The sequence below is a fragment of the Ornithinimicrobium pratense genome (assembly GCF_008843165.1).
GTDB lineage: Bacteria > Actinomycetota > Actinomycetes > Actinomycetales > Dermatophilaceae > Ornithinicoccus > Ornithinicoccus pratensis.
Genome location: NZ_CP044427.1, coordinates 2,073,757 through 2,100,088 on the forward strand (window position 1 = coordinate 2,073,757; position 26,332 = coordinate 2,100,088).

22 protein-coding genes and 1 tRNA gene are annotated in these 26,332 nt (G+C 70.5%); 6 read left to right on the forward strand and 17 right to left on the reverse strand.

The genetic code is table 11. The features are described from left to right. Positions 1-67 precede the first annotated feature (67 nt). Positions 68-1,942, reverse strand: coding sequence for a translation elongation factor 4 (lepA, locus tag FY030_RS09475; protein WP_158061288.1), 1,875 nt, complete (start codon positions 1,940-1,942; stop codon positions 68-70). A gap of 91 nt (positions 1,943-2,033) precedes the next feature. Further along, on the reverse strand, positions 2,034-2,465 hold the full coding sequence (locus FY030_RS09480) for a GNAT family N-acetyltransferase (protein ID WP_238348213.1): 432 nt from the start codon (positions 2,463-2,465) through the stop codon (positions 2,034-2,036). Positions 2,466-2,547: 82 nt separating this feature from the next. Here FY030_RS09480 and aceB point away from each other — a divergent pair, with 82 nt between their 5' ends. From aceB to FY030_RS09500, 4 genes are all read left to right on the forward strand, one after another. Then, the gene (aceB, locus tag FY030_RS09485; protein WP_158061290.1) at positions 2,548-4,167 is read left to right on the forward strand and encodes a malate synthase A; all 1,620 of its coding nucleotides are present in this window, start codon (positions 2,548-2,550) and stop codon (positions 4,165-4,167) included. Between the two features lie 73 nt (positions 4,168-4,240). After that, positions 4,241-5,800: an FAD-linked oxidase C-terminal domain-containing protein gene (locus tag FY030_RS09490; protein ID WP_238348214.1), complete on the forward strand. Its 1,560-nt coding sequence runs from the start codon at positions 4,241-4,243 to the stop codon at positions 5,798-5,800. Continuing rightward, positions 5,800-7,056 (forward strand): FAD-binding oxidoreductase, encoded by a 1,257-nt coding sequence (locus FY030_RS09495; protein WP_158061291.1) that lies wholly within the window; start codon positions 5,800-5,802, stop codon positions 7,054-7,056. The genes FY030_RS09490 and FY030_RS09495 overlap by 1 nt, the downstream gene beginning before the upstream one ends. A 1-nt stretch (position 7,057) precedes the next feature. Then, a complete protein-coding gene (locus FY030_RS09500) occupies positions 7,058-8,425 on the forward strand; it encodes a (Fe-S)-binding protein (RefSeq protein WP_192498556.1) in 1,368 nt (455 codons plus the stop codon). Between the two features lie 21 nt (positions 8,426-8,446). Here the strand turns inward: FY030_RS09500 and FY030_RS09505 are convergent, their stop codons facing one another. The 13 genes from FY030_RS09505 to FY030_RS09565 all read right to left on the reverse strand — a co-directional run bounded on the left by FY030_RS09505 (position 8,447) and on the right by FY030_RS09565 (position 21,371). Further along, complete coding sequence (locus FY030_RS09505) at positions 8,447-10,255, reverse strand: L-lactate permease (RefSeq protein ID WP_158061292.1); 1,809 nt, start codon at positions 10,253-10,255, stop codon at positions 8,447-8,449. 166 nt (positions 10,256-10,421) lie between these two features. Further along, a tRNA-Ala gene (locus FY030_RS09510) sits at positions 10,422-10,494 on the reverse strand. Positions 10,495-10,556: 62 nt separating this feature from the next. After that, complete coding sequence (locus FY030_RS09515) at positions 10,557-11,192, reverse strand: histidine phosphatase family protein (RefSeq protein ID WP_158061293.1); 636 nt, start codon at positions 11,190-11,192, stop codon at positions 10,557-10,559. 14 nt (positions 11,193-11,206) lie between these two features. Continuing rightward, entirely contained in the window at positions 11,207-11,623 is a 417-nt protein-coding gene (gene rsfS / locus FY030_RS09520) for a ribosome silencing factor (protein ID WP_158062757.1), read from the reverse strand. After that, positions 11,595-12,182: a nicotinate-nucleotide adenylyltransferase gene (gene nadD, locus FY030_RS09525; RefSeq protein ID WP_158061294.1), complete on the reverse strand. Its 588-nt coding sequence runs from the start codon at positions 12,180-12,182 to the stop codon at positions 11,595-11,597. Before nadD ends, rsfS begins: the two co-directional genes overlap by 29 nt. Continuing rightward, positions 12,182-12,400 carry a hypothetical protein gene (locus FY030_RS09530; protein ID WP_158061295.1) on the reverse strand — a complete coding sequence of 73 codons (219 nt, stop codon included), beginning with the start codon at positions 12,398-12,400 and terminating at the stop codon, positions 12,182-12,184. Before FY030_RS09530 ends, nadD begins: the two co-directional genes overlap by 1 nt. A gap of 20 nt (positions 12,401-12,420) precedes the next feature. Beyond that, positions 12,421-13,701, reverse strand: coding sequence for a glutamate-5-semialdehyde dehydrogenase (locus tag FY030_RS09535; protein ID WP_158061296.1), 1,281 nt, complete (start codon positions 13,699-13,701; stop codon positions 12,421-12,423). A gap of 105 nt (positions 13,702-13,806) precedes the next feature. Continuing rightward, entirely contained in the window at positions 13,807-14,925 is a 1,119-nt protein-coding gene (proB, locus tag FY030_RS09540) for a glutamate 5-kinase (protein WP_158061297.1), read from the reverse strand. A 57-nt stretch (positions 14,926-14,982) separates the two neighbouring features. Beyond that, a complete protein-coding gene (obgE, locus tag FY030_RS09545) occupies positions 14,983-16,488 on the reverse strand; it encodes a GTPase ObgE (protein ID WP_158061298.1) in 1,506 nt (501 codons plus the stop codon). A 137-nt stretch (positions 16,489-16,625) separates the two neighbouring features. Then, positions 16,626-16,895: a 50S ribosomal protein L27 gene (rpmA, locus tag FY030_RS09550; protein ID WP_158061299.1), complete on the reverse strand. Its 270-nt coding sequence runs from the start codon at positions 16,893-16,895 to the stop codon at positions 16,626-16,628. 39 nt (positions 16,896-16,934) lie between these two features. Then, the gene (rplU, locus tag FY030_RS09555) at positions 16,935-17,243 is read right to left on the reverse strand and encodes a 50S ribosomal protein L21 (RefSeq protein ID WP_158061300.1); all 309 of its coding nucleotides are present in this window, start codon (positions 17,241-17,243) and stop codon (positions 16,935-16,937) included. Positions 17,244-17,427: 184 nt separating this feature from the next. Further along, positions 17,428-20,403 carry an Rne/Rng family ribonuclease gene (locus FY030_RS09560; RefSeq protein ID WP_238348215.1) on the reverse strand — a complete coding sequence of 992 codons (2,976 nt, stop codon included), beginning with the start codon at positions 20,401-20,403 and terminating at the stop codon, positions 17,428-17,430. 293 nt (positions 20,404-20,696) lie between these two features. Further along, on the reverse strand, positions 20,697-21,371 hold the full coding sequence (locus tag FY030_RS09565; RefSeq protein WP_238348216.1) for a TIGR03936 family radical SAM-associated protein: 675 nt from the start codon (positions 21,369-21,371) through the stop codon (positions 20,697-20,699). A gap of 145 nt (positions 21,372-21,516) precedes the next feature. On the opposite strand from FY030_RS09565, the gene serC reads away from it, so the two are divergent. Together serC and FY030_RS09575 are read left to right on the forward strand one after the other, a co-directional pair. Then, a complete protein-coding gene (gene serC, locus FY030_RS09570; protein WP_158061303.1) occupies positions 21,517-22,596 on the forward strand; it encodes a 3-phosphoserine/phosphohydroxythreonine transaminase in 1,080 nt (359 codons plus the stop codon). A gap of 3 nt (positions 22,597-22,599) precedes the next feature. Further along, complete coding sequence (locus FY030_RS09575) at positions 22,600-23,790, forward strand: phosphoglycerate dehydrogenase (protein ID WP_158061304.1); 1,191 nt, start codon at positions 22,600-22,602, stop codon at positions 23,788-23,790. A 12-nt stretch (positions 23,791-23,802) separates the two neighbouring features. Here the strand turns inward: FY030_RS09575 and FY030_RS09580 are convergent, their stop codons facing one another. Together FY030_RS09580 and FY030_RS09585 are read right to left on the reverse strand one after the other, a co-directional pair. Beyond that, positions 23,803-24,273, reverse strand: coding sequence for an SRPBCC family protein (locus FY030_RS09580; protein ID WP_158061305.1), 471 nt, complete (start codon positions 24,271-24,273; stop codon positions 23,803-23,805). A gap of 36 nt (positions 24,274-24,309) precedes the next feature. Then, positions 24,310-26,283, reverse strand: coding sequence for a TIGR03960 family B12-binding radical SAM protein (locus tag FY030_RS09585; RefSeq protein ID WP_158061306.1), 1,974 nt, complete (start codon positions 26,281-26,283; stop codon positions 24,310-24,312). Positions 26,284-26,332 lie beyond the last annotated feature (49 nt).

The window sequence follows — 26,332 nt, forward strand, 5'->3', positions numbered from 1 at the left end:
TTCTGTCGGGCTCTTTGACGTGTTCTGTCGGGGGTGGGGTCCGTCGCTCACCCCTCGCACCCACCGCTCACTTCTTGGTCTTCTCGGCGACAGCGCCATCCTGGGAGAGCGCGGCGATGAAGGCCTCCTGCGGCACCTCGACGGAGCCCACCATCTTCATCCGCTTCTTGCCCTCCTTCTGCTTCTCCAGCAGCTTGCGCTTGCGGCTGATGTCACCGCCGTAGCACTTGGCCAGGACGTCCTTGCGGATGGCGCGGATGGTCTCCCGGGCGATCACCCGGGAGCCGATCGCCGCCTGCACCGGGACCTCGAACTGCTGGCGCGGGATCAGCTCCTTGAGTTTGGTGGCCATCTGCACGCCGTAGGCGTAGGCCTTGTCCCTGTGCACGATCGCGCTGAAGGCGTCCACGGTGTCGCCCTGGAGCAGGATGTCCACCTTGACCAGGTCGGCCTCCTGGGACCCGTCCGGCTCGTAGTCCAGCGAGGCGTAGCCGCGGGTGCGGGACTTCAGCGCGTCGAAGAAGTCGAAGACGATCTCGGCCAGCGGCAAGGTGTAGCGCATCTCCACCCGCTCCGGGGACAGGTAGTCCATCCCCCGCAGCGTGCCCCGTCGGTTCTGGCACAGCTCCATGATCGCCCCGATGAACTCGCTGGGCGCCAGGATCGTGGCCCGCACGATGGGCTCGGTGATCGACGCGACCCGCCCGGAGGGGAACTCACTGGGGTTGGTGACCTCGAAGGTGGACCCGTCGTCCAGCACCACGTCGTATTCCACGTTGGGCAGGGTCGAGATCAGGTCGAGGTCGAACTCTCGCTCCAGCCGCTCCCGGACGATCTCCAGGTGCAGCATGCCGAGGAAGCCAACCCGGAAGCCGAAGCCGAGGGCCGCCGAGGTCTCGGGCTCGTAGACCAGCGCCGCGTCGTTGAGCTTGAGCCTGTCCAGGGCATCGCGCAGGATCGGGTAGTCCGAGCCGTCGATGGGGTAAAGCCCGGAGAAGACCATCGGGCGGGGCTCCTTGTAACCACCCAACGCCTGGGCCGCCTGGTTGCGCTCCCCCGTGACGGTGTCCCCGACCTTCGACTGCCGCACGTCCTTGACCCCGGTGATCAGGTAACCCACCTCGCCCACGCCCAGTCCCTTGGACGGGACCGGCTCGGGGCTGATGACGCCGATCTCGAGCAGCTCGTGGGTGGCCCTGGTCGACATCATGGTGATCCGCTCACGCGGTGAGAGCTCGCCGTCGACGACCCGGACGTAGGTGACCACGCCGCGGTAGGTGTCGTAGACCGAGTCGAAGATCATCGCCCGCGCGGGTGCGTCGGGGTCGCCGACCGGCTGCGGGACCAGCTCCACGATGGTGTCGAGCAGCGCCGGGACACCCACACCGGTCTTGCCCGAGACCTGGAGCACCTCGGCCGGGTCGCAGCCGATGAGCCCGGCCAGCTCCTCGGCATACTTCTCCGGCTGGGCGGCGGGCAGGTCAATCTTGTTCAGCACCGGGATGATGGTCAGGTCGTTCTCCATGGCCAGGTAGAGGTTGGCCAGAGTCTGAGCCTCGATCCCTTGGGCCGCGTCGACGAGCAGCACGGCCCCCTCGCCGGCAGCGAGGCTCCGGCTGACCTCGTAGGTGAAGTCGACGTGACCGGGGGTGTCAATCATGTTGAGGATGTAGGTCGAATCGCCCGCCTCCCCCTGCACGGCCCAGGGCATCCGGACGGCCTGGCTCTTGATCGTGATCCCCCGCTCACGCTCGATGTCCATCCGGTCCAGATACTGCGCCCGCGCATGCCGCTGGTCGACGACACCGGTCTCCTGCAACATCCGGTCGGCCAGCGTCGACTTGCCATGGTCGATGTGGGCGATGATGCAAAAGTTGCGGATGCGCTCCGGCGGGGTGGATGCCGGCGGGGGCACCGTATGCGGGCGGGCAAGGGGAGACACGCTGGGTTACGACCTCGGGGTATGCGGTGAGTCTGGGCAGTTTCCCCAGTGTCCCACGGACCGTGGCCAGGGCTCGCCCCGGCGCGAGGGATCAGCCCACGAACCGGACGAACGCGCGCAGCCGACCTTCCCCGTGGTCGCGGATCTCGGCATACCCCAGCGACTCGTAGAAAGCCCGTTGGCCCGGCTCATCGTCGGTGAGCAGCACCTGCTGGCGCACGTGCGCGAACGGCGCCATCGCGGCGTCGACCAGGGCCTTGCCGACCCCCTCGCGCTGCAGCTCGGGACGGACCAGCACGTCCTGCAGGTAGGCGATGGTGGCTCCATCGGAGATGACCCGGGCCAGGCCGAGCAGGTCCTCGCTGTAGCGGGCGGTCACGACGTGGGTGGACCCGTCGACCGCCGCCTCGAGCACCTCGGGGTCGGTGGTGTAGGTGGTCCAACCCACGGCGTCATAGAGCCCGATGAGCTCTTCTCGGCTGGGGCGGTCATCAGCGGTGATGACGATCTCATGGGAGGCCACACCGCCACGATAGACCATCCCGTAGGATGTCCACACAACGGTGATTTCTTTCCGCAGTGTGGAATCAACCCCAAGGAGTGTCATGACCAACTCGTCTCAGACCCCCACCCTCGACCTGCCCGACGGCGTCGCGGTCACCGGTGACCTCAGGCCCGGTTACGAGCAGATCCTCAGCCGGCAGGCGCTGGAGCTCGTGGCCGTCCTGCACCGGGCCCTGGAGCCGCGGCGGCAGGAGCGGCTCACCGCCCGGGCCGAGGTCGTGCGGGCGGTGGCGGAGGGTCAGGACCTGGACTTCCTGCCCGAGACCGCGCACGTCCGTCAGGACCCCTCGTGGCGGGTGGCCGAGCACGCGCCGGGCCTGGTCGACCGCCGCGTCGAGATGACCGGCCCCACCGACCGCAAGATGACCATCAACGCGATGAACTCCGGCGCCCGGGTGTGGCTTGCCGACCAGGAGGATGCCAACACGCCGATGTGGGCCAACGTCGTCGAGGGTCCGATGAACCTGCGCGACGCCATCGCCGGCACCATCTCCTTCACCTCGCCCCAGGGCAAGGAGTATGCGCTGACGACCACCGACCAGGCGCAGCTGCCGACGATCGTCATGCGTCCGCGCGGCTGGCACCTGGACGAGAAGCACGTCACCGTTGACGGGCAGCGAACCGCTGGCGGCCTGGTCGACTTCGCGCTCTCCATGGCTGCCAGCGCCCGCCTGCAGATCGAGGCCGGCAAGGGCCCGTACTTCTACCTGCCCAAGATGGAGCACCACCTGGAGGCGCGACTGTGGAACGACGCCTTCGTGCTGGCCCAAGACTTCCTCGGCATCCCCCGCGGCACGATCCGGGCGACCTGCCTCATCGAGACCCTCCCTGCCGCCTTTCAGATGGAGGAGATCCTCTACGAGCTGCGCGAGCACTCCGCGGGCCTCAACGCCGGCCGCTGGGACTACCTGTTCAGCATCATCAAGACCTACCGCACGCGCGGGGCCGACTACGTGCTGCCCGACCGGAACGCCGTGACGATGACAGCCCCGATGATGCGGGCCTACACCGAGCTGCTGGTGCGCACCTGCCACAAGCGCGGGGCGCACGCGATCGGCGGGATGTCTGCCTTCATCCCCTCCAGGGACGAGGAGGTCAACAAGGCCGCCTTCGAGAAGGTCACCGCCGACAAGCAGCGGGAGGCCGACGACGGCTTCGACGGCTCCTGGGTCGCCCACCCCGGCATGGTGCAGACCTGCCTGGACGTCTTCGACCGTGTCCTGGGCGATCAGCCGAACCAGGTGGACAACCTGCGCGAGGACGTGCAGGTCACCGCGGCCGACCTGCTCGACGTCAGGGCGACGCCCGGTGAGGTCACCGAGCAGGGGCTGCGCGCGAACATCGACGTGGGCGTCCAGTACCTCGCGGCCTGGCTCACCGGACGCGGCGCCGTCGGGATCCACAACCTGATGGAGGACGCTGCCACCGCCGAGATCTCCCGCAGCCAGATCTGGCAGTGGATCCACAACGACATCACCCTGGCCGACACCGGTGAGACGGTGTCCGCCGAGCTCGTCGAGCGCCTGGTCGAGGAGGTCGTCACCGAACTGCCGGGCGGCGCCGAGCAGTATGCGGAGGCCAAGCACCTCTTCCTGCAGGTCGCCGTGGCCGACGACTATGCGGACTTCCTTACCGTCCCGGCCTACGAGACGATGCCCTGACCCGCGCCGCCTCAACGGCGCGCAGGGTGAGTCGGACCATTACTGTGAGAAGCGTTGACGAGGAGGTCCCGGCATGGCGACACGACCCGAGGTCGGCCCCGAGGTGCTCGGCATGGCGCCCGAGGGGGAGGCGGAGCGAATCGCTCAGCAGACCCCCTCTGCCGACGGGCAGCCGCGTGGCACCGCGCGGCAGGTGCTGGAGGACCTGCGCGGCTCCATACCCGAGCATCTGCTGCTGACCGACCCGGCGCAGCTCACCACCTATGAGTGCGACGGGCTGGCCGCATACCGCGTCACCCCCGCCCTCGTGGTGCTGGCCGACACGGCCGAGCAGGTGGCGGCCACGGTCCGCTCCTGCGCCACCCACCGCGTGCCGTTCGTGGCGCGCGGGTCCGGGACCGGCCTGTCCGGGGGTGCGCTGCCGCACGCCGAGGGCGTCCTCGTCGTCACCAGCCGGCTGCGCACCCTGCACGAGGTCCGCCCGCAGGACCAGCGGGCCGTTGTCGACACCGGGGTGATCAATCTGCAGGTGAGCAAAGCTGCGGGCCCCGTCGGCTACTACTTCGCCCCCGACCCCAGCAGCCAGCAGATCTGCTCGGTCGGGGGCAACGTGGCGGAGAACTCCGGCGGGGCGCACTGCCTCAAGTACGGCTTCACCTCCGGCCACGTGCTCTCCCTCGACCTGGTCACGCCGACCGGCGCGGAGGTCACCATCGGCACCGAGGCGCCGGACGCGCCTGGCTACGACCTGGTCGGAGCCTTCGTCGGCTCGGAGGGAACCCTCGGGATAGCCACCCGCGCCGTGGTGCGGCTGACGCGGCTGCCCGAGGAGGTGCGGACCGTCCTGGCCGGATTCGAGACGACCGACCAGGCGGGCGCGGCGACATCGGCCATCATCGCCGCCGGCATCGTGCCGGCGGCCATCGAGATCATGGACGCCCTGGCCATCGAGGCCGCGGAGGCGGCGGTGTCCTGCGGCTATCCGCAGGGTGCCGGCGCGGTGCTCGTGGTCGAGCTGGACGGGGCGGCCCAGGAAGTGGCGCACGAGTATGCCGCGGTGGAGGCGATCTGCCAGCAGGAGGGCTGCTTTGAGTTCCGGATGGCCACCGACGCGACGGAGCGGGCCGAGATCTGGAAGGGCCGCAAGTCTGCCTTCGCCGCCGTGGGCCGGATCAGCCCGGACTACATCGTGCAAGACGGCGTGGTGCCCCGCACCTCGCTGCCGGCGGTGCTGCGGCGGATGAGCGAGATCAGCGCCGAGCGCGGCGTACGGGTGGCCAACGTCTTCCACGCCGGTGACGGCAACCTGCACCCCCTCGTGCTGTTCGACGCGTCCGAGGAGGGCGCGACGAAGCGTGCTGAGGAGGTCTCGGGGATGATTCTCGACCTGTGCATCGAGCATGGCGGTTCGATCACCGGCGAGCACGGGGTCGGCTCCGACAAGGCCCGGTACATGCCCCGGATGTTCACCGACGACGACCTCGACACGATGCAGCTGGTGCGGTGCGCCTTCGACCCAGACGGCATCGCCAACCCGGGCAAGATCTATCCCACCCCGCGGTTGTGCGGCGAGCGTCCCCGGGTGCGCCAGGGTGCGCACCCGATGACCGGTGACGGGGTGGAGGTCTTCTGATGACGGCGCAGGAGTTGTTGTCGAGCGCGTGCGAGGTGAGCGAGGCGGGGCCCGCCGACGCCGTCGACGGGACGCTGCCCCAGGTCGTGGCCCGGCCGCGCTCCACGGAGGAGACCTCGGCCCTGCTGCGCGCCTGCCACGACGCAGGGCTGGCCGTCGTCGTGCGCGGTCACGGGTCCAAGCTGGCCTGGGGTCGGCCGCCGGAGCGGCTGGACGTCGTGCTCGACACCACCGGCATGGACGCACTGGTCGAGCACTCCCGCGGTGACCTCATCGCGACCGCCGGAGCCGGGATGCCCCTGGCCCGGCTGCAGGAGCGACTCGCCGAGGGCGGCCACCAGCTGGTCGTCGACGACCTCGTCGGCGGCGGCCCGGGGTCCACGCTGGGTGGCGCAGTGGCCGTCAACCTGTCCGGCCCGCGCCGGATGTGGACCGGAGCGGTGCGCGACCTGGTCATCGGCGTGCGCCTCGTGCGCGCCGACGGCACCGTGGCCAAGGCGGGCGGCAAGGTCGTCAAGAACGTCGCTGGCTACGACCTGTCCAAGCTGATGACCGGCTCCTTCGGCACGCTCGCCGTCATCACGGAGGTGACGGTTCGCCTGCACCCGGTGCCCGAGGCTGACCGCTGGGTCGGCACCTCGGTGGAGCCGGAACGGCTCGCCGCCGTGCTGACGGAGGTCGTGCACAGCCAGGAGGTGCCGCACGCGGTCGAGGTCCGGGTCCGGCCCGGGGCGCCCCCGGCCGTGGTGACCATGCTCTCCGGCACCGAGGCGGGAGTGTCCGCGCGGGCGGAGGCGCTACGCGGGCAGCTCGCCGCCCTCGGGTGTGAGGCCAAGGTCCACGACGTCGCTCCACCGTGGTGGGGCGTGCTGCTGCACCCGGGCCAGGTCGGCGGGACGCAGCGCCCCGAGGGCTCGCGTCCGGTGCTGCTCAAGGTCAGCGCCCGGCTGAGCGGCGTACCCGAGCTCTTGGCGCAGGTCGCCGGGGTGGAGGGCACCGGCAACGGTTCGGCCGGGGCGGGGGTCCTCTACGTCACCCTCCCGGCGGACGAGCGGGCCGGGGCCAAGGTCGAGGTGCTTCGCGGCACGGCCACCCAGCTGGGCGGCTCCGCCGTGGTGTTGGACGCGCCGCCGGAGCTGAAGGCGGACCTCGATGTCTGGGGTCCGGTGCCCGCCATCGACCTGATGCGTCGGGTCAAGGACGAGTTTGACCCCACCCGGGTGCTGGCGCCCGGACGTTTCGTTGGAGGACTGTGACATGTCTGATACCCACAAGGTCGAGCTGGGGATGCCCGCCGTGCGCGGCGAGCGGGCGAAGGTGCTGGCCGAGCCGGCGTTCGACGCTCACCGGCCCCCGAGCGCGGAGCTGCTCGACGACTGCGTCCACTGCGGCTTCTGCTTGACCACCTGTCCCACCTACAGCCTGTGGGGTGAGGAGATGGACTCCCCCCGCGGCCGGATCGACCTCATGCGCGCGGGGGTCGAGGGCGCGCCGCTGACCACCTCGATGGTCCAGCACTGGGACGCTTGCCTCGGCTGCATGGCCTGCGTGACGGCCTGCCCGTCAGGCGTACAGTACGACCGCCTGCTGGAGCAGACCCGCGCGCAGGTCGAGCGCCGGGCCGAGCGCACCCCCAAGGACCGGGCGCTGCGCACGCTCATCTTCAACCTCTTTCCCTATCCCTCGCGGCTGCGCGCGCTGCGCGGGCCGCTGCGCCTGGCGCAGCGCACCGGCGCCCTGGGGCTGGTCCGCAAGACCGGGCTGGTGCGGATGGTCAGCCGGGAGCTGGACGTGATGCAGACGCTCGCACCGCCGCTGGGCCCCCGGGCCACGGTGCCGGAGCGGACGCCGGCGGTCGGCGAGCGGCGCGCCGTGGTCGGCATGCTCACCGGGTGCGTGCAGCGGGAGTTCTTCGGCGACGTCAACGTCGCGACCGCCCGCGTTCTGGCCGCAGAGGGCTGCGAGGTCGTGGCTCCGCAGCGGCAGGGCTGCTGCGGAGCGCTGTCCGTGCACACCGGCCGGGAGGACGAGGGGCAGAAGTTCGCCCGGCGCCTCATCGACACCTTCGAGGAGGCCGGCGTCGAGCGGATCGTCGTCAACTCCGCCGGGTGCGGGTCGACGATGAAGGACTACGTCCACCTGCTGGCGGACGACCCGGAGTATGCCGAGCGCGCCCAGGTCTTCTCCGAGCGGGTCGCCGACCTCTCCGAGATCCTCGTCGAGTTGGGCCCGGTCGCGCCGCGCCACCCGGTCACGACCGACGGCCGAGACGTCGTCCTGGCCTACCACGACGCCTGCCACCTGCGGCACGCGCAGCAGGTGGTGAGCCAGCCGCGGCAGCTGCTGCGCGGCATACCGGGCGTCACGATCACCGAGATCCCGGATGCGGAGATCTGCTGCGGCTCGGCCGGGGTCTACAACATCCTGCACCCCGAGCCGGCCACGGAGCTGGGCGACCGCAAGGCGGCCAACATCGCCTCCACGGGCGCCGAGCTGCTCGTGACCGCCAACCCGGGTTGCCTGATGCAGATCAGCCAGGCGCTCGAGCGTGCTGGCCGCCCGGTCCCGTTCGTGCACACCGCGGTGGTGCTCGATGCCTCGATCTCGGGACGCCCGCTGGTCTGAGGACCCCCCCACGGTGCGCCATCAGTCGCGGGCCGAGGTCTCCAGCTGCCGCAGGCTCTTCTCGCGATTGAGCATCCAGAACAGCGCCGCGACGAGCAGGGCCACCACGACGACCGCGTAGATGATGCCGGTCAGCGTGAAGCCGTAGATCATCAGGTAGCCGACACCACCGGCGACCAGACAGTAGTAGGCCGTCACCAGGGCCGTCTTGCGGATGAGGTCGCCCTCCCGGCCGAGCAGACCGACCGTGGCCGAGGCGGCGACGATGTTGTGGATCGCCACCGGGTTGCCGCCCGCGCCACCGACCGCCTGGGTCGCCACGACCGTCTCCGGCTGCACCCCGATCTCCGCACCCGTGGAGAACTGGAAGAGCGCGAAGGTCAGGTTGGACACCGTGTTGGAACCAGCGACGAAGGCACCAAGCGCGCCGATCCACGGGCTGAGCAACGGCCAGTTGGCGCCCGCCACCGCCGCTGCGCCCTCGGCCAGGGTCACCGGCATCGACGCCAGGCCCGAGTCGGTGAAGTCGGCACCGGAACGGATGAGGATCCGCACCAACGGCACGGCGAAGAGCAGCGCCACGGCCGTGCCGAGGATCTGCCGGCCCGCGACCCCCCACGTCTTCTTGATCTGGCTCCCGGTCATCCGGTGCAACGCGTAGGTGATGAGGCAGGTCACGATGAAGACGGTGCCGGGACTGTAGATCCACTGCCACGTGGTGGAGATGCCGGTCACCCCGAGGATGTCGTTGAACGGGATGGTGACGAAGGGGTTGTCCGAGCGCAGGGCGTTGGTGAGCGGGTCGATCAGGCGCGTGGCCAGCAGCAGCACCGCGATCACGACGTAAGGGCTCCACGCGGACAGTAGACCCATCTTGGGCCGGTTGACGTCCTCCAGGTGGTCGGGGTTGACCGACCCCATCCAACGCTCTTCCCAGGAGGCGCGCGGGCCGAAGTCGAACGTGTCCTTGGGCATGAGGAAGCCCTTGCTGGAGGTGAACATCACCAGGGACAGGCCGATCAGGCCACCGATGAGGGCGGGGAACTCGGGGCCGGCCAGGAAGGCGACGGCCACGAACGGCACGGTCATCGCCAGCGAGGCGTAGATGGCGAAGGGCCAGATCTTCAGCCCCTCGGCAAAGCTCTTACGCTCACCGAAGAATCCGGTGAGGAAGACGGAGAGGATCAGCGGCAGCAGCAGGCCGACGATCGCATGGATGATCGAGACGTCCTGGGCGATCCGCGCGACGAACTCCAGGTGCGACAGCCCCAGCTCACTCTCCCGCGCCTCAACACCTGGGTCGCCTGCGAGCCCCTGGCCCACGCCGACGATCATCGGTGTGCCGACGGCACCGAAGGACACCGGTGTGGATTGGATGATCAGACCCACCATGACCGCGGCCATGGCCGGGAAACCTAGCGCGAGCAGCAGGGGGGCGACCACGGCGGCCGGTGTGCCGAAGCCGGAGGCGCCCTCGATGAAGGAGCCGAAGAGCCAGCCGATGATGATCGCCTGGACGCGCCGGTCGGGTGAGATGGCGGTGAAGCCGGCGCGGATGGTGCTCATCGCGCCGCTGGCGATCACGGTTGCCAGGAGCAGCAGGGCGCCGAAGACGATATAGAGGAGGGTGACGGCGATGATGAGCCCCTCGATCGTCGCGGCGGCGACAGCGCTGGGGTTCATCTGCCAGACCGTCATCGCAATGATGACGGTGATGACGTAACCGACGGGCATAGCGTATTTCGCCGGCCAGCGGAAGCCTGCCAGGAGCACGCCGACGACCACGATGGGAGCAATGGCCATCAGGCTGAGCACTGCAAGGTTGTCCACAATGACACCTCTCTCGGGCTAGTCGGCCCGAACGACGCCGTCCTGACCAATCGACCGTTGCACTATGCCCGCCCTCCCCCACCCCGTCAAGCACCGGCCCTGCGCGGCGAGGAAGACGGGGCAGCAAGAAGGCCGGGCACCAGATGGTGCCCGGCCTTCTACCCTGTGGAGCTGAGGGGATTCGAACCCCTGACCCCCTCCATGCCATGGAGGTGCGCTACCAACTGCGCTACAGCCCCGTGAGGACTGGATTACTTTACCCAGGCCTCAGGTCTTTCACCAAATCGGTTTCCGTCGCAGGTCAGCGGTCTGTGACGCTGCCGACGCTGGGACCCACCCCGGCGTTCCAGACCTCCAGCCGCCACCCTGTCCGGTGCTCGACCAGCTCGGCCCAGTGGGCGTTGTGCAGGCCCACCAGCGACAGCCACGCCTGGCGGTAGCTCAGCCCCACGACATCGGCGACGAGCGCCCGGCTGGCCAGCCCATGGGTGCCCACCACGGCCGTCTCCCCCTCCTGCAGAGTGGCGACCAGGTCGTCGAAGGCGGCGCGGGCGCGACGCTGCAGGTCCGCCACGGTCTCGCCGTCCACGCCGCGTCTCACGTCCTCACCGCGGTCCAGGGCGTCCATCACGTCCGGGTGGACCGCCACCACGTCGGCGTGCCGCATTCCCTGCCACTGCCCGACGTCGATCTCCCGCCACCGCGGGTCGGTCTCCACCCGCAGCCCGCTCACCTCGGCGAGCGCCTCGGCGGTGCCGGCGGCCCGGGCAAGGTCACTGCTGACCAGCCGCGCAGGACGGCGCTGCGCGAGCAACGCGGCGGCCTGCTCAGCCTGCTGCTGCCCACGGGCGGAGAGCCGGGAGTCCAGGTGTCCCTGGTAGACCCCGGCCGCGTTCTGGTCGGTCTCCCCGTGCCGCCAGACGATGACGCGCCGCATACCCCTGGGCCCGCTCAGCCGGCGCCCGGTGCCCCGGCGCCCGGAGCACCGCCGTCCGGCAGCACCACGGGCGGGCAGTCCTTCCACAACCGCTCCAGGGCGTAGAACTCGCGGTCCTCGCTGTGCATGACGTGCACGACGATGTCGCTGAAGTCCAGCAGCACCCACCGACCCTCGCGCTGGCCCTCGCGGCGCAGGGCTTTGGTCCCGAGCTGGAGCAGCCGCTCCTCTACGGCCTCCACGATCGCGCCAACCTGCCGCTCGTTAGGTGCGGAGGCGATGACGAAGACGTCGGTCAGGGCCAGCTGTCCGGAGACGTCGAGGCCGACGACGTCGGAGGCGAGTTTGTCGTGGGCCGCGGCAGCGGCCGCCTGGGCCAGCTCGACGGCGCGGGGGTGGCGCTCACGTGGTGTTCTCCCGGTAGAGGTGATGTTTGCCGATGTACTGGACGACACCGTCAGGCACGAGGTACCACACGGGCTCGCCGTCGTTGACCCGGTCGCGACAGTCAGTGGAGCTGATCGCCATGGCCGGGACCTCGAGCAGGGTCACCCGGTTCTGCGGCAGCCCGGCACCGGACAGCTCGTGCCCGGGCCGGGTGACCCCGACGAAGTGGGCCAGCCGGAACAGCTCATCGGCGCCCTTCCAGCACAGGATCTCGGCCAGCGCGTCAGCGCCGGTGATGAAGAAGAGCTCGTCGTCGGGGCGCTGCGCGTGCAGATCACGCAGGGTGTCGAGGGTGAAGGTGGGTCCCTCACGCTCGATATCCACCCGGCTCACTGTGAAGCGCGGGTTGGACGCCGTGGCGACCACCGTCATGAGGTAGCGGTGCTCGGCCGGGCTGACCTGGGCGACGTTCTTTTTGTAGGGCTGCCCGGTCGGCACGAAGACGACCTCGTCGAGGTCGAGCAGGTGCGACGCCTCGCTCGCGGCCACTAGGTGACCGTGGTGGATGGGGTCGAAGGTCCCACCCATCACTCCTAGGCGCATCAGTGCTGGCTGGAGCCCCGGGACACGTCCGGGTCGGGCACACCCTCGGCGATCCCGTGCGGGTCGAGGGCCAGGCTGTTGCGGAAGGACCAGAGCACACCCAACGCGGCCAGGGCGAGCACCAGAGCGATGACCCCGAACATGATCGGGGGGAACGGCAGCTCGTTGACGATCGCGTGGCCGCCCTCGGCGGCGAACAGGCTCAGCTCAGACGTCATGGAGGCCACTCTACCCGCCCTCAGCGGATCTGCCCGTCGCCCTCCACCACCCATTTCGTGGTGGTCAGCTCCGGCAGTGCCATCGGTCCGCGGGCGTGCAGCTTCTGGGTGGAGATGCCGATCTCGGCGCCGAAGCCGAACTCTGCGCCGTCGGTGAACCGGGTCGAGGCGTTGACGAGGACCGCGGCCGCGTCCACCTCGGTGGTGAACCGCCGTGCTGCGGACCGGTCTGCGGTGACGATGGCCTCGGTGTGCCCGCTGGTGTGTTCCTGGACGTGCGCGATCGCCGCGTCTAGGTCCTCGACCACGCGAGCCGAAATGTCCAAGGACAAGAACTCGGTGTCGTCGTCCTCATCGGTCACCGGCACGTGCACGGCACCGGCAGCCTCCGCGTAGCGCTGCATCTCGGCGTCACCGTGCACCGTGACCCCTGCCGCGGCAAACTGCTCCATGACTGCCGGCAGGACTCGCTCGGCGGCCCCGCGGTGCACCAGGAGCGACTCCGCCGCGTTGCACACCGAGGTGCGGTGGGTCTTGGAGTTGGTGACGATCTCCACCGCCATTCCGGTCTCCGCGCTGGCGTCGACGTAGACGTGGCAGTTGCCGGTGCCGGTCTCGATGACGGGCACCGTTGACTCGGTGACGACGGTGTGGATCAGCCCTGCTCCCCCGCGGGGGATCACCAGGTCCACCAGCCCGCGGGCGGTCATCAGCGCACGAGCAGCGTCGTGCCCGCCCTCGCCCAGCAGGTTCACCGCGTCCGGGTTGAGACCCTGTGCGGCCAGCCCGCCTCGCATGACCTCGACCAGCGCGGCGTTGGTCGACGCCGCGGCAGAGCCCCCACGGAGGATCACCGCGTTGCCGCTCTTCAACCCGAGGCCGGCGGCGTCGACGGTGACATTGGGGCGGGCCTCGTAGATCATCCCCACGACCCCCATGGGCACCCGCACCTGGCGTAGCTGCAGACCGTTGGCCAGGGTCGAGCCGCGCACCACCTCCCCCACCGGGTCCGGCAGCGCGGCGACCTGGCGCAGCGCGTCGGCGGCCGAGTGCACCCGGTCCTCGTCCAGACGCAGCCGGTCCACCAGGTTGGCGGGCAGACCGTTGCCCTGCCCCCGGTCGATGTCCTCGCCGTTGGCGGCGACGACGGCGGCAGTGGCGTCGTCGATCGCGTCGGCCAGGGCGTGCAGCGCCGCGTCCTTCTGCGCCCGGGTCAGCAGCGCCAGCTCGCGGGCGGCGACGCGGGCGCGGCGGGCGACCGCGTGGACCTGTTCGACGACATCGGGGGTGATGGTGCTCATCAGCGCTCTCTCCTCGTTTGAGCTCGTGGTCTCAGGGTAGGCCGCACACCTGGCTGGGGCCGGGGGCACGGCCGCATCGGGGTCAGCTCCGGGACGGGGTCTGGGTCACAGGACCACCAGGTCGTCGCGCCGCACGACGGGCCGGGAGGCGGGCGCCGCGGCGCGCAGCCCGGCGCCCCGCTTGAGGCGTTGGCCAACGAGCGGCCGCAGCTCCTCCGCGTCGTAACCGACCAGCCCGCGGGCCACCACCGTGCCGCGTCGGTCGACCAGCTCCACGGTGTCCCCGGCCGTGAACCGGCCCTCCACCCCGGTGATGCCCACCGGGAGCAGAGAGGTCTGCCGGCGCACGACGGCCTCGACCGCGCCGTCGTCCAGGACCACCCGGCCCGAGGAGTGGCTGGCGTGCGCCAGCCACCGGCGGCGGGCCGGGCTCTTGGTCCCGATCGGGGTGAACAGCGTGCCGACGTCCTCACCGGCCAGCGCGGCGCCGGCCTGGGCGGCGCTGGTGAGCAGCACCGGGATGCCCTCGGCGACCGCCATCCGCGCCGCCTCCAGCTTGGTCTGCATACCCCCGGTCCCCACGGCGGATCCCACCCGGGACACGTCGACCCCGGTGAGGTCGCCCGGCCCGCGGACCACCGGGATGCGCCGGCTGTCCGGCGCGGAAGGGTGTCCAGTGTAGAGCGCGTCCACGTCGGAGAGCAGGACCATGGCGTCGGCGTCGACCAGGTGGGCGACGAGGGCCGCGAGCCGGTCGTTGTCGCCGAAGCGGATCTCGTCGGTGGCGACCGTGTCGTTCTCGTTGATGATCGGCACCACCTCCAGCTCCAGCAGCCGCTCCAGGGTGCGGGAGGCGTTGACGTAGTGGCTGCGCCGGTGCATGTCGTCGGCGGTCAGCAGCACCTGCCCCACCTGCACCCCGTGCATGGTGAACACCCGGGTGTATGCCGTCATCAGCGCCCCCATGCCGGTGCTGGCGGCCGCCTGCTGGGTGGCCAGGTCCTTGGGTCGGCGGGTCAGCCCGAGCGGGACCAAGCCCGCGGCGATCGCCCCCGAGGAGACGAGCACCACCTGGGTCCCGCGCAGAGCCTTCTTGGCCAGGTTGTTGGCCAGCGCCTGAAGCTGGTACCCGTCCAGGCCACCCGCCGGCCTGGTCAACGACGAGGAGCCCACCTTGACCACGATGCGGTGGGCATCGCGGATCGCGGAACGGTCAATGGACATGGACGAATACTATTCCACCTGCGCGCATAGTCATGCATCGCCGGCGGCGCCACGGTCCTACTCCGGCTCGGTCCACTTGCCTGCGCGCCGCTCGGCCACCAGCTCCTGACGCGCCCGCTCGGCGGCGCTCATCTTGTCGTGGAAGGCCTCGCGCTTCTCGCCACGGGTGGGCCGGGTCCGCTCGTCGAGCCGCAGGTCGCTCCCCCGCGATCCCAGCAGCTCCGCGCCGCCGGCCATGGTCGGCTCCCAGTCGAAGACGACGGCGTCGTCCTGGGGGCCGATGAGCACGGTCGAGCCGGCGACGGCGCCCGCCTTGAGCAGCTCGTCCTCGACGCCGAGCCGGTTGAGCCGGTCGGCGAGGTAGCCCACGGCCTCGTCGTTGGCGAAGTCGGTCTGCCGGACCCAGCGGGTGGGCCGCTCCCCCACGACGCGAAAGACCTCGCCGTCGGAGGTGTTCTCGCGCACCACCCGGAAGCCCTGGTCGTCCAACGCCTGGGGTCGCACGATCACCCGGGCCGGCTCGACGACGATTTGCTCCTCGCGGGCCTTGCGCACGTGCGCGGCCAGGGCGTAGCCCAGGTCTTTCAGCCCCTGGTGCGCCACCGCCGAGACGATGTGCACCTCATATCCCTGCTCCTGCAGGTCCGGGCGCACCATCTCGGCCAGCTCCCGTGCCTCGGGCACGTCGGCCTTGTTCAGCACGACCACCCGCACCCGCTCGGCAAGCGGGATGCCGCCCAGCTGGCCGTGGGGGACGTACTCGGCCAGCTCGTGCTCGATGACCTCCAGGTCGGTGAGCGGGTCCCGCCCGGGCTCCAGGGTGGCGCAGTCGATGACGTGCACCAGCACGTGGCAGCGCTCCACGTGCCGCAGGAACTGCAGGCCCAGCCCCTTGCCCTCGCTGGCGCCGGGGATGAGCCCGGGCACGTCGGCCATCGTGAAGCGGTTGCCGCCGGCGGTCACCACCCCCAGGTTGGGCACCAGCGTGGTGAACGGGTAGTCGGCGATCTTCGGCTTGGCCGCCGACATGACACTGACCAAGGACGACTTGCCCGCGGACGGGAAGCCGATGAGGGCGACGTCGGCGAGGGTCTTCAGCTCAAGGACGACCTCGGTCTCCTCGCCGGGCTCGCCCAGCAGCGCGAAACCGGGCGCCTTGCGCCGGGTGCTGGCCAGGGCCTTGTTGCCCAGCCCACCGCGACCGCCGCGGGCCACGACATACTCCGTGCCGTCGCCGACCAGGTCCGCCAGCACCTCGCCAGCACGCGTGGTGACCACGGTGCCGCTGGGGACAAACAGGGTCAGGTCCTCGCCCTGCGCCCCGTGCCGCTCGCCACCCTCGCCGGGCTTGCCGTTGGGCGCGCTGCGGTGGGGCCCGTGGTGGTAGTCCACCAGCGTGGTGACCTGCGCGTCGACACGCAGGATGACGTCACCGCCGCGGCCACCGTTGCCGCCGTCGGGACCGCCGAGCGGCTTGAACTTCTCCCGGTGCACCGAGGCGACGCCGTGGCCGCCGTTGCCAGCGCGCAGGTGCAGCACGACGCGGTCGACGAAGTTGGCCATGGGGTGATCCTCTCAGGGGTATGCGGTGCGTGCCCGGCGGTGGGCCGGGCCAGACGCTGCGCAGCGGCGGGGGAAGACGACGACGCCGGTGGGGCCAAGCCCCACCGGCGTCGTGCCTGTCAGTGCGGTGCCGTGTCTCAGGCGTCGACGGTCGCGTCCGCCCCGACGATGTTCACGGTCTTGCGGCCGCGCTTGGAGCCGAACTCCACAACGCCTGGGACCAGGGCGAACAGCGTGTCGTCCTTGCCACGGCCCACGCCCTCGCCGGGGTGGAACTTGGTGCCGCGCTGGCGGATCAGGATTTCGCCGGTGCCGACGACCTGGCCGCCGAACCGCTTGACGCCGAGGCGCTGTGCGTTCGAGTCGCGACCGTTCTTGGTCGAGGACGCACCCTTCTTGGTTGCCATCTCACATGCCTCCTGGGCTCAGTCTCGGTACGTCGACGCTCAGGCGTCGATCGCGGTGATCTTGACCTGGGTGAGCGGCTGGCGGTGGCCCTGCCGCTTCTTGTAACCCGTCTTGTTCTTGTACTTCTGGATGATGATCTTGGGACCCTTGGTGGCGCCCAGGACCTCGGCGGTGACCTTGACCTTGTCGAGCGCGGCGGCGTCGGTGGTCACGGACGAGCCGTCGACCAGGAGGACCGGGGCGAGCTCGAGGGTGTCGCCAGCCTGAACCTCGACCTTGTCGATGGTCAGCACGTCGCCGACGGAGACCTTCTCCTGGCGGCCGCCAGCACGGACGATCGCGTACACGTTGAACTCACTTCCTACGGTCTGGGTGGGGTATGCAGCACCTGGCCGGCCAGGTTGGGGTCGAGCCGACGCGTTGTGCGCCGTCTGCGAGACCCGCCTGCGGAACCAGGGCGAACCGACGCACTAGCCTAGCGTGCCGACCGCCCTGGCACCAAACCCGGCGCGGCCGGTGCCGAGGGTGTGGCTACTCGCCGGTCGGCGGCCCGGCAGGGGCCACGACCCGGCCCCGGCGGCGGCGCTTGGGTGCGGGCGCCGACTCCTCCTGTGCGACGGGCGCGGGAGCGTCCTGCGGGGCGGGCGCGGGAGCTTCCTGCCGGGCGGGGTCGGGAGCGTCCTGTGAGACGGGGGCCGGCTCCGGCTGCGTCACCGGGGCGGTGACGGCGGCCTTGCTGCTGCGGCGCCGAGCCCGCTTCGTGGGCTCTGGCTCGGGCTGCGCGGATTCCGGCTGCGGAGCTGCCGTTGACTGTGCGGTGTCGGTGTCATTGCCCGTCCCCTGGTCCGTGGTTCCCGACGCGTCGCCGTCCGAGTCGATGGCAGCGGTGGTCACCACGTCCTCGGCCACCTCGTCGGCGACCGCCTTGGCGGTGTCGGAGCTCGCGCCCGCGTTGAGCGCGGCGGCGTGGGCGGCCGCGGCGATCTGGGCCGGCGTGGGACCGTTCGGGTTCGGGGTCGGCAGGACGTTCTTGCCCTCCATCGAGGACGACGAGCTGGAGCTGCCGTTGCCGCGGCCGTTCTGGGTGCGGCCACGCCCGCGGCGGGAGCCGCCGTTGCCGCCTCCGTTGGACTCCTCGAAACTCCCGCCCTTGCCGACCGGCTCGGACTGGACGGTGATCCCCCGTCCGGAGCAGTGGGCGCAGGTCTCGGAGAAGACCTCGATCAGACCCGACCCGACCCGCTTGCGGGTCATCTGGACCAGTCCCAGCGAGGTGACCTCAGCGACCTGGTGCTTGGTGCGGTCGCGCCCCAGGCACTCCAGCAGACGTCGGACGACCAGGTCCCGGTTGCTCTCCAGCACCATGTCGATGAAGTCGATGACGATGATGCCGCCGATGTCCCGCAGCCGCAGCTGGCGGACGATCTCCTCGGCCGCCTCGATGTTGTTCTTGGTGACCGTCTCCTCCAGGTTCCCGCCGGAGCCGGTGAACTTGCCGGTGTTGACATCGACCACGGTCATCGCCTCGGTGCGGTCGATGACCAGCGAGCCTCCGGACGGCAACCAGACCTTGCGGTCCATCGCCTTGGCGATCGCCTCGTGGACCCGGTGGACGGTGAAGACGTCGGTGGTGCCGGTGTACTTCTCGACCCGCTCGGCCAGGTCCGGCGCCACCTCGTCGATGTAGCGCTTGACCTCTGTCCAGGCCTCCTCACCAGAGACGATGAGCTTGGCGAAGTCCTCGTTGAAGACGTCGCGGATGACCCGGACGGTCATGTCCGGCTCGCCGTGCAGCAGCGCCGGGGCGTTGGCGGTGCGGCTCCTGGTCTGGATCCGCTCCCAGGTCTTCGTCAGCCGCTCCACGTCCGCCCGCAGCTCGGCCTCGGAGGCGCCCTCGGCGGCGGTGCGCACGATGACGCCCGCGTCGGCCGGGACGACCTCCTTGAGGATCTTCTTCAGGCGGGACCGCTCGTTCTCCGGCAGTTTGCGCGAGATGCCAGTCATCGAGCTGCTCGGCACATAGACCAGGTAGCGACCCGGCAGCGAGATCTGGGAGGTCAGCCGGGCTCCCTTGTGCCCGATCGGGTCCTTGGTGACCTGCACCAGGACCGACTCGCCGGACTTCAGCGCGTTCTCGATGCGACGGGGCTCGTTGCCGACCAGGCCCGCCACGTCCCAGTTCACCTCACCGGCGTAGAGAACGGCGTTGCGGCCCTTGCCGATGTCGACGAAGGCGGCCTCCATCGAGGGCAGGACGTTCTGCACGCGGCCGAGGTAGACGTTGCCGGCCATCGTGCTCTGGGCTGAGCGGGAGACGTAGTGCTCAACGGGCACCCCGTCCTCGAGCACCGCGATCTGAGTGTGGTCCTCGAGGCCGCGCACGACCATGACCCGCTCCACGCTCTCGCGCCGGGCCAAGAACTCCGCCTCGCTGATGATCGTGCGGCGGCGCCCCGCCTCGCGCCCCTCCCGCCGGCGCTGGCGCTTGGCCTCCAGCCGGGTCGAGCCCTTGATCGAGGTCACCTCGTCCTGGGCCGACCGCTCCGCCTGGCCGTTGCGGCTGCGACGGCGCCGCCGTCGCGTCGAGGACGCATCGTCCTGCTCGTCCGTGGCCTGGTCGTTGCTGTCCTGCCCGTTGCCGTCGGCGCGCTCCCCCTGCGCCTGGCCGGAGCCTTGGCTGCCGCTCCCATTGCTGCTGCCGCGGCCTCGGCGGCTACGGGTGCGGGTCCGGGTGCCCGCGGACGAGGCAGCCTGGCCGCCCTCGACCTGCGTACCTGCGCCATCGACACCGTCCTGCGCCGGGGTGTCGTCCTCGCTGGTCTGCTGGGCGTCGTCCTCGGTCTGGTCGGAGTCGGCCCCTGCCCGCGTGCGGCGGCCCTTGCCACCGCGGCGGCGGCGACGGCCGCGGGTGCCGTCGCCGTCGTCCTCACCTTGACCGGTCCTGCCGTCAGCCTCGTCCGTGTCGTCACCTTCGCTGGCCTGCCGGTCGAGCGGGAGGTCCTCGTCGGTCGGTCGCTCCACCGGCGTGACCGGCGCGGAGGTGACCCGACGGCTCCGGCGACGGGGCAAGTCGCTCAGGTCGGGAGCCTGGAAGACCAGTCCGAAGGACGGCAGCGCCGGCGCCGCCTCCTGGGCCGCATCGCCCCCGTTGCCATCGTCGTCCTCGGGTGCGGTGTCCGCGACGCTGTCGTCCACGACAGCGACGACGGGCACTCCGCCCAGCTCGTCGGTGTCGTCGGGGTTCTCGTCTTCGCCACCCTCGTCGGGGTCGGCGCCATGGTCTGCCCCGCGAGTGCCTTCGGTTTCGTCGCTCTCGTCGGTGTCGTCACCCTCGTCGCTGCTGGTCCCGACGCCGGCATCGGCGGCGTCGGACGCTGTGCTGTCGGGGTCCACGGCGTCCGCGCCGTCCTGGTGCGAGCCGAACAGGGCCTGGGCATCGGCGGCGAGCTGTGCGGCCCGTGCTGCGCGCTCCTGCGCCTCGTCAGTGGTGATGCTGTCGTCAGACACGTGGTGTCCTTCCATGCCCTACGGGTAGCCCACACCACGGAATCCGCTGGGGATCCGCTACCCGCCTGGCGCGGGTGCGTCGTCCGGACCGGTCGGCCGGGACGGAAGTCGTCCTGTCACCCGGGTCGGTTCGCGCGTCGCGCGGCACCGGGGGTGCGGTGGAGCGGGCTCGACGCTCAACGTGGGCGTCGCGCGTGCCGGCTGGTGGCCGCACAGCGTGGGACTCGCACCGGGTCGGGCAGCGGTGTGGCGTTCTGTCCGACCACCACGCAGTATCGCACACGCCCGGGCGCTCACCCAGTCAGCGACGCGGCGACCTCGTTCCCCCGGAGGGGCCCCTGGCGCAGGCGGGTGCTGACCGGTCGGGGCAGCCCTAGCCCGCCGACCTGGCGCAACGCACCCCAGATCTCCTCGGGTCGCACGGTGGGAGTGGTGTGCCGCACCGTGGCCAGGACGACCACATCACCGGTCGCGGCGGGCACCTCGACCGGCGTGTCGTCGGCCACCGCCAGGGTGACGACCGCGGCGCGCACGTCCAGCTCGCGCGGGCCCTTCTTCATCATCCGCGTCACATGCAGCTCCTCGATGGCCCGGAAGGCCTCGACCGCCGACCCCACAGCCTCCCGGCCCGGCACGTCCTCCGCGGCCCTAAACCGCAACGCCCACAGGCTGCCCTGCAGGTGATCGGCCAGGGCCCCGGGCAGGTCGGCCGCGTCAGACACCTCAAGGACGTCGAGCCCTTCGGGCAGCGCGGCGTCCAACCCGGCCCGCACCGACCCAGGCTCCAAGGATCTGGTCAGCGAGATCTCCACAAACTCCGCCTCGGACGCCGCCCCGGTGGGGGCGGCGTTGGCGTAAGAGATCTTGGGGTGGGGGTGGAAACCGGCCGAGTAGGCCATCGGCAGCCCGGCCTTGCGCACCGCTCGTTCCAGCGCCCGCTGGAAGTCGCGGGTGGAGGTGAACCGCATCCGCCCACGCTTGGCATAGCGGATGCGCAGCTTCTGGACCGCAGGGTCGGGTGCAGGCCCCTCGGGCACACGTCGAGATCCGGCCATGGTCGGCACCCTAACCTGGGTCCGGAGCACCTCGTCCTTGACGGTAGGTTAAGGAGTCGTGCGCGTCTACAACTTCTCCGCCGGCCCAGCCACCATGCCCCTCGAGGTCCTCGAACGAGCCCAGGCCGAGCTGATCGACTGGCGCGGCAGCGGCATGTCGGTGATGGAGATGTCCCACCGCAGCAAGGAGTTCGTCACCGTCGCGGCGCAGGCCGAGGCCCGGCTGCGTGCTCTGCTCGCGGTGCCCGAGGAGTATGCCGTGCTCTTCCTGCAGGGCGGCGCGACCGGACAGTTCGCCGGGGTCCCGTTGAATCTCACGGCTCCCGGCGCAGCAGCGGCTTACGTGAACACCGGCTCCTGGAGTGCCAAGGCCATCGACGAGGCCCGGAAGTACGTCGACGTGCACGTCGTCGCGGACGAGAAGGACTCCAACTACACCACCGTGCCCGCCGAGGGCAGCCTGGAGGTCCCGGGCGACGCGGCATACCTGCACCTCACCCTCAACGAGACCATCGGTGGGGTGGAGTTCCCCTACCTCCCGGACGCCGGAGAGATCCCGCTCGTCACCGACGCCAGCTCCACGATGCTGTCGCGCCCGGTGGACGTCTCGAGGTTCGGGGTGATCTACGCCGGGGCGCAGAAGAACCTGGGTCCCTCCGGGCTCGTGGTCATCATCGTCCGGCGCGACCTAATGGGCCGGGCCCGGCCTGAGGTGCCCGCCGCGATGGACTGGACGGCGATGGCCGAGGCCGACTCGATGCTCAACACGCCGCCGACGCTGGCCTGGTACCTGGTCGGGCTGGTGCTGGAGTGGGTGGAGGAGCAGGGCGGGCTCACCGCCATGGCTGAGCGCAACCGGGCCAAGGCCGAGCTGATCTACGGCACGATAGACCGCTCCGACTTCTACTCCAACCCGGTCCAGCCGGCCGCGCGGTCGTGGATGAACGTGCCCTTCCTCGTGCCGGACCCTGCCCTGGAAAAGCCGTTTGTCGCGGCCGCCGAGGCCGCCGGGCTCTCGGGGCTGGGCGGCCACCGCAGCGTGGGCGGGATGCGCGCCTCCATCTACAACGCCATGCCGATCGAGGGCGTGCAGGCCCTCGTCGACTTCATGACCGACTTCGAGAAGCAGAACGGCTGACCCATGAGCAACGGCAGGTTCCCGATCCAGACCGTCAACGCGATCTCCCCCGTGGGTCTGCAGCGGCTCGATCGCGACATCTTCGACCTCGGCACCGACATCGCCGAGCCGCGGGGCATCCTCGTGCGCTCGGCTGACCTGCACGACCGACCGGTCCCGCAGAGCCTGTATGCCGTGGCCCGGGCCGGTGCCGGCACCAACAACATCCCGGTCGACAAGCTGGCCGCCCTGGGCATACCGGTCTTCAACACCCCCGGCGCCAACGCCAACGCGGTCAAGGAGCTGGTGATCGCCGGCATGCTCCTCGCCGCCCGCAGCCTTTACCACGCGGCCGACTACACCCGGAACCTGGTCGCCGAGCAGGGGTTGTCTGGTCAGGCCCTCAACGAGCAGGTCGAGGCGGGCAAGAAGCAGTTTGCCGGTTTCGAGCTGCCCGGGAAAACGTTGGGCGTGATCGGGCTGGGCTCGATCGGCGTCCTCGTCGCCAACGCCGCCCAGTCGCTGGGGATGAAGGTGCTCGGCTATGACCCGGCGGTGACGATCAAGAACGCCTGGCAGCTCTCCCCCAACGTCGAGCAGGTCGAAAGCGTGGAGGAGCTGTTCGCCCGCTCGGAGCTGATCACGCTGCACGTGCCGCTCATCGACAGCACCAGGGGGCTGGTCAACACCGAGCGGATCGCGAGCATGCCCCGAGGTGCAGTGGTGCTCAACTTCGCCCGCGGTGGCGTGGTCGACGAGACCGCCGTCCTCCAGGCCCTTGACTCAGGTCACCTGCACGCCTACGTCAACGACTTCCCCACCGAGGCCGGGGCCGTCCACTCGCGGGTCATCACCCTGCCCCACCTTGGCGCCTCCACCGGCGAGGCCGAGGACAACTGCGCGGTGATGGCGGTCGACCAGCTGCAGGACTTCCTGCTCAACGGCAACATTCGCAATGCGGTGAACTACCCCGAGGTCATCATGGCCCGGACGCCGGGCACCACCCGTCTGGGGATCTTCAACGCGAACAAGCCCAACATGATCGGCCAGATCACCGCCGTGCTCGCCGAGGCCGGTCTCAACGTCGCGGAGTTCACCAACAAGTCCAGGGGTGACTACGCCTACACCCTCGTCGATGTCGAGGGCGAGGTCCGCGACGAGCTCAAGGAGCAGATTCTGGCCATCGACGGCGTCATCCGCGCACGCAAGCTCTGACCCCAGAGGTCATCAGGTCGACCCGTCGGCCTCCGCGCGCGCCGCGAGCCGGTCGACGGACGACTGGAGCATCCCGGCTGTGGTGGCGCGCGCCCGGTCCATTCGGGCAGCGTCGGTGAGCTCGCTCCAGTCATAGGTGTGCGTCACCCGGGTCGCACCGTCCGGCCGGGGCTCGAGCGTCCACCGCCACAGGTGCCCGGCCGGCGGCTCGCCGGGCGAGGCAGGCTTCCAGGCCAGGCGCCGGCTCTCCTCGAACTCGACGACGTGGTTCTCCCGCACCTTCCCGTTGGTCAGCGTCATCGTGAAGACATCGCCGAGCTGCCGCACCCGCTGCCCGCCCGGCGCCTCGACGAGGTTGTCGTTGCCGTCCCACTCCGGCTGTCGGGCAGGGTCGGCGATCAGCTCGAAGATCGTCTCCGGGGGTGCCTTGACGTCACGGCTCGCTCGGACGACCTGGGTCGTTCCGTCCTGGTCTGCGTTCATAGGCTCATCTCAGCACACGGTGCCGCTCGCCGGAGGTCAGGGGTGGAGCACGGTCAGGGGCAGCAGCGTCTTGCCCGTGGGGCCGATCTGGATCTCGGTGTTCAGCTGCGGGCACACGCCGCAGTCAAAGCACGGGGTCCAGCGGCAGTCCTCGACCTCGCGCTCGTCGAGGGCGTCCAGCCAGTCCTCCCACAGCCACTCCTTGTCCAGCCCGGAGTCGATGTGGTCCCAGGGAAGCACCTCGTGCTCACCGCGCTCGCGGGTGGTGAACCAGTCGACGTCCACGCCGGTCCCGGCCAGCCCGCGCTCGGCGGCTGACATCCACCGCTCGTAGGAGAAGTGCTCGCTCCAGCCGTCGAACCGTCCACCGGCACGCCATACCCCCTCGATCACCGCGCCCAGGCGGCGGTCGCCGCGGGAGAGCAGGCCCTCGACGATCCCCGGCTGGCCGTCGTGGTAGCGGAAGCCGATCGCCGAGCCGTAGCGCCGGTCCGAGCGCAGCGCCTCGCGCAGCTTGGCCAGCCGCGCGTCGGTTTCCTCCGACCCCAGCTGTGCGGCCCACTGGAAGGGGGTATGCGGCTTGGGCACGAACCCGCCGATCGACACCGTGCAGCGGATATCTCGTCGCCCGGAGACCTCGCGTCCGGTGTCGATCACCTTCTTGGCCAGGTCGGCGATCGCCAGCACGTCCTCGTCGGTCTCGGTCGGAAGTCCGCACATGAAGTAGAGCTTGACCTGGCGCCAACCGGCCGCGTACGCGGCCGCGACGGTGCGGATGAGGTCTTCCTCGGTGACCATCTTGTTGATCACCTTGCGCAGCCGCTCGCTCCCGCCCTCGGGCGCGAAGGTCAGGCCCGAACGTCGACCGTTGCGGGTCAGCTCGTTGGCCAGTTCGATGTTGAAGGCGTCGACCCGGGTCGAGGGCAGCGACAGCCCGGTCTGGGTCCCCTCGTAGCGGTCGGCGAGCCCCTTGGTGAGCTCGGCGATCTCGGAGTGGTCGGCCGAGGACAGCGAGAGCAGCCCGACCTCATCCAGGCCGGTCGAGCACAGCCCCTGCTCGACCATCTCGCCGATCCCGGTGATCGAGCGCTCGCGCACGGGGCGGGTGATCATCCCGGCCTGGCAGAACCGGCAGCCACGGGTGCAGCCGCGGAAGATCTCCACGCTCATCCGCTCGTGCACCGACTCGGTGACCGGCACCAGCGGTGTCTTGGGGTAGGGCCAGGCGTCAAGGTCCATCACGGTGTGCTTGGAGACCCGCCACGGCACGCCGTGCAGGTCCGCGCGTGGCGCGACCCGCTGGATCCGCCCGTCGGGAAGGTAGGACACCTCGTAGAAGGCAGGGACGTAAACACCCCCGGTGCGGGCCAGCTCCAGCAGGAGGCCCTGACGACCGTCGGGGCGGCCGGCCCGCTTCCAGGCGTTGATGATCCGGGAGGTCTGCAGCACCGCCTCCTCACCGTCGCCCACGATCGCGGCGTCGATGAAGTCCGCGACCGGCTCGGGGTTGAAGCTGGCGTGCCCGCCGGCCAGCACGATCGGGTGCTCCTCGCCGCGGTCCTTGCTGTGCAGCGGGATCCCGGCCAGGTCCAGGGCCGTGAGGAGGTTGGTGTAGCCCAGCTCGGTGGAGAAGCTGACCCCCAGCACGTCGAAGTCACCGACCGCCCGGTGCGCGTCCACGGTGAACTGCGGCACCTCGCGCTGGCGCATGAGCTCTTCCAGATCGGGCCACACCGCGTAGGTGCGCTCGGCGAGCACGTCCGGCTGCTCGTTGAGCACCTCATACAGGATCATCACGCCCTGGTTGGGCAGACCGATCTCGTAGGCGTCGGGGTACATCAGCGCCCAGCGCGCGGTGCTCACTCCCCCGCAGTCCCAGTCCTTGACCTGGGAGTTCAACTCACCGCCGATGTACTGCACCGGCTTGCTGACCTCCTCCAGCAGCGGCTCGAGGTCGGCGAGCAGCGACTGGCCGGGCGCGCGGGCGGGGGTGAGGGGTGCGGCGGACATGCCCCCAGGGTATGCAGTGCGCCGCCGCCGACCCAACCGTGCCGCCCGG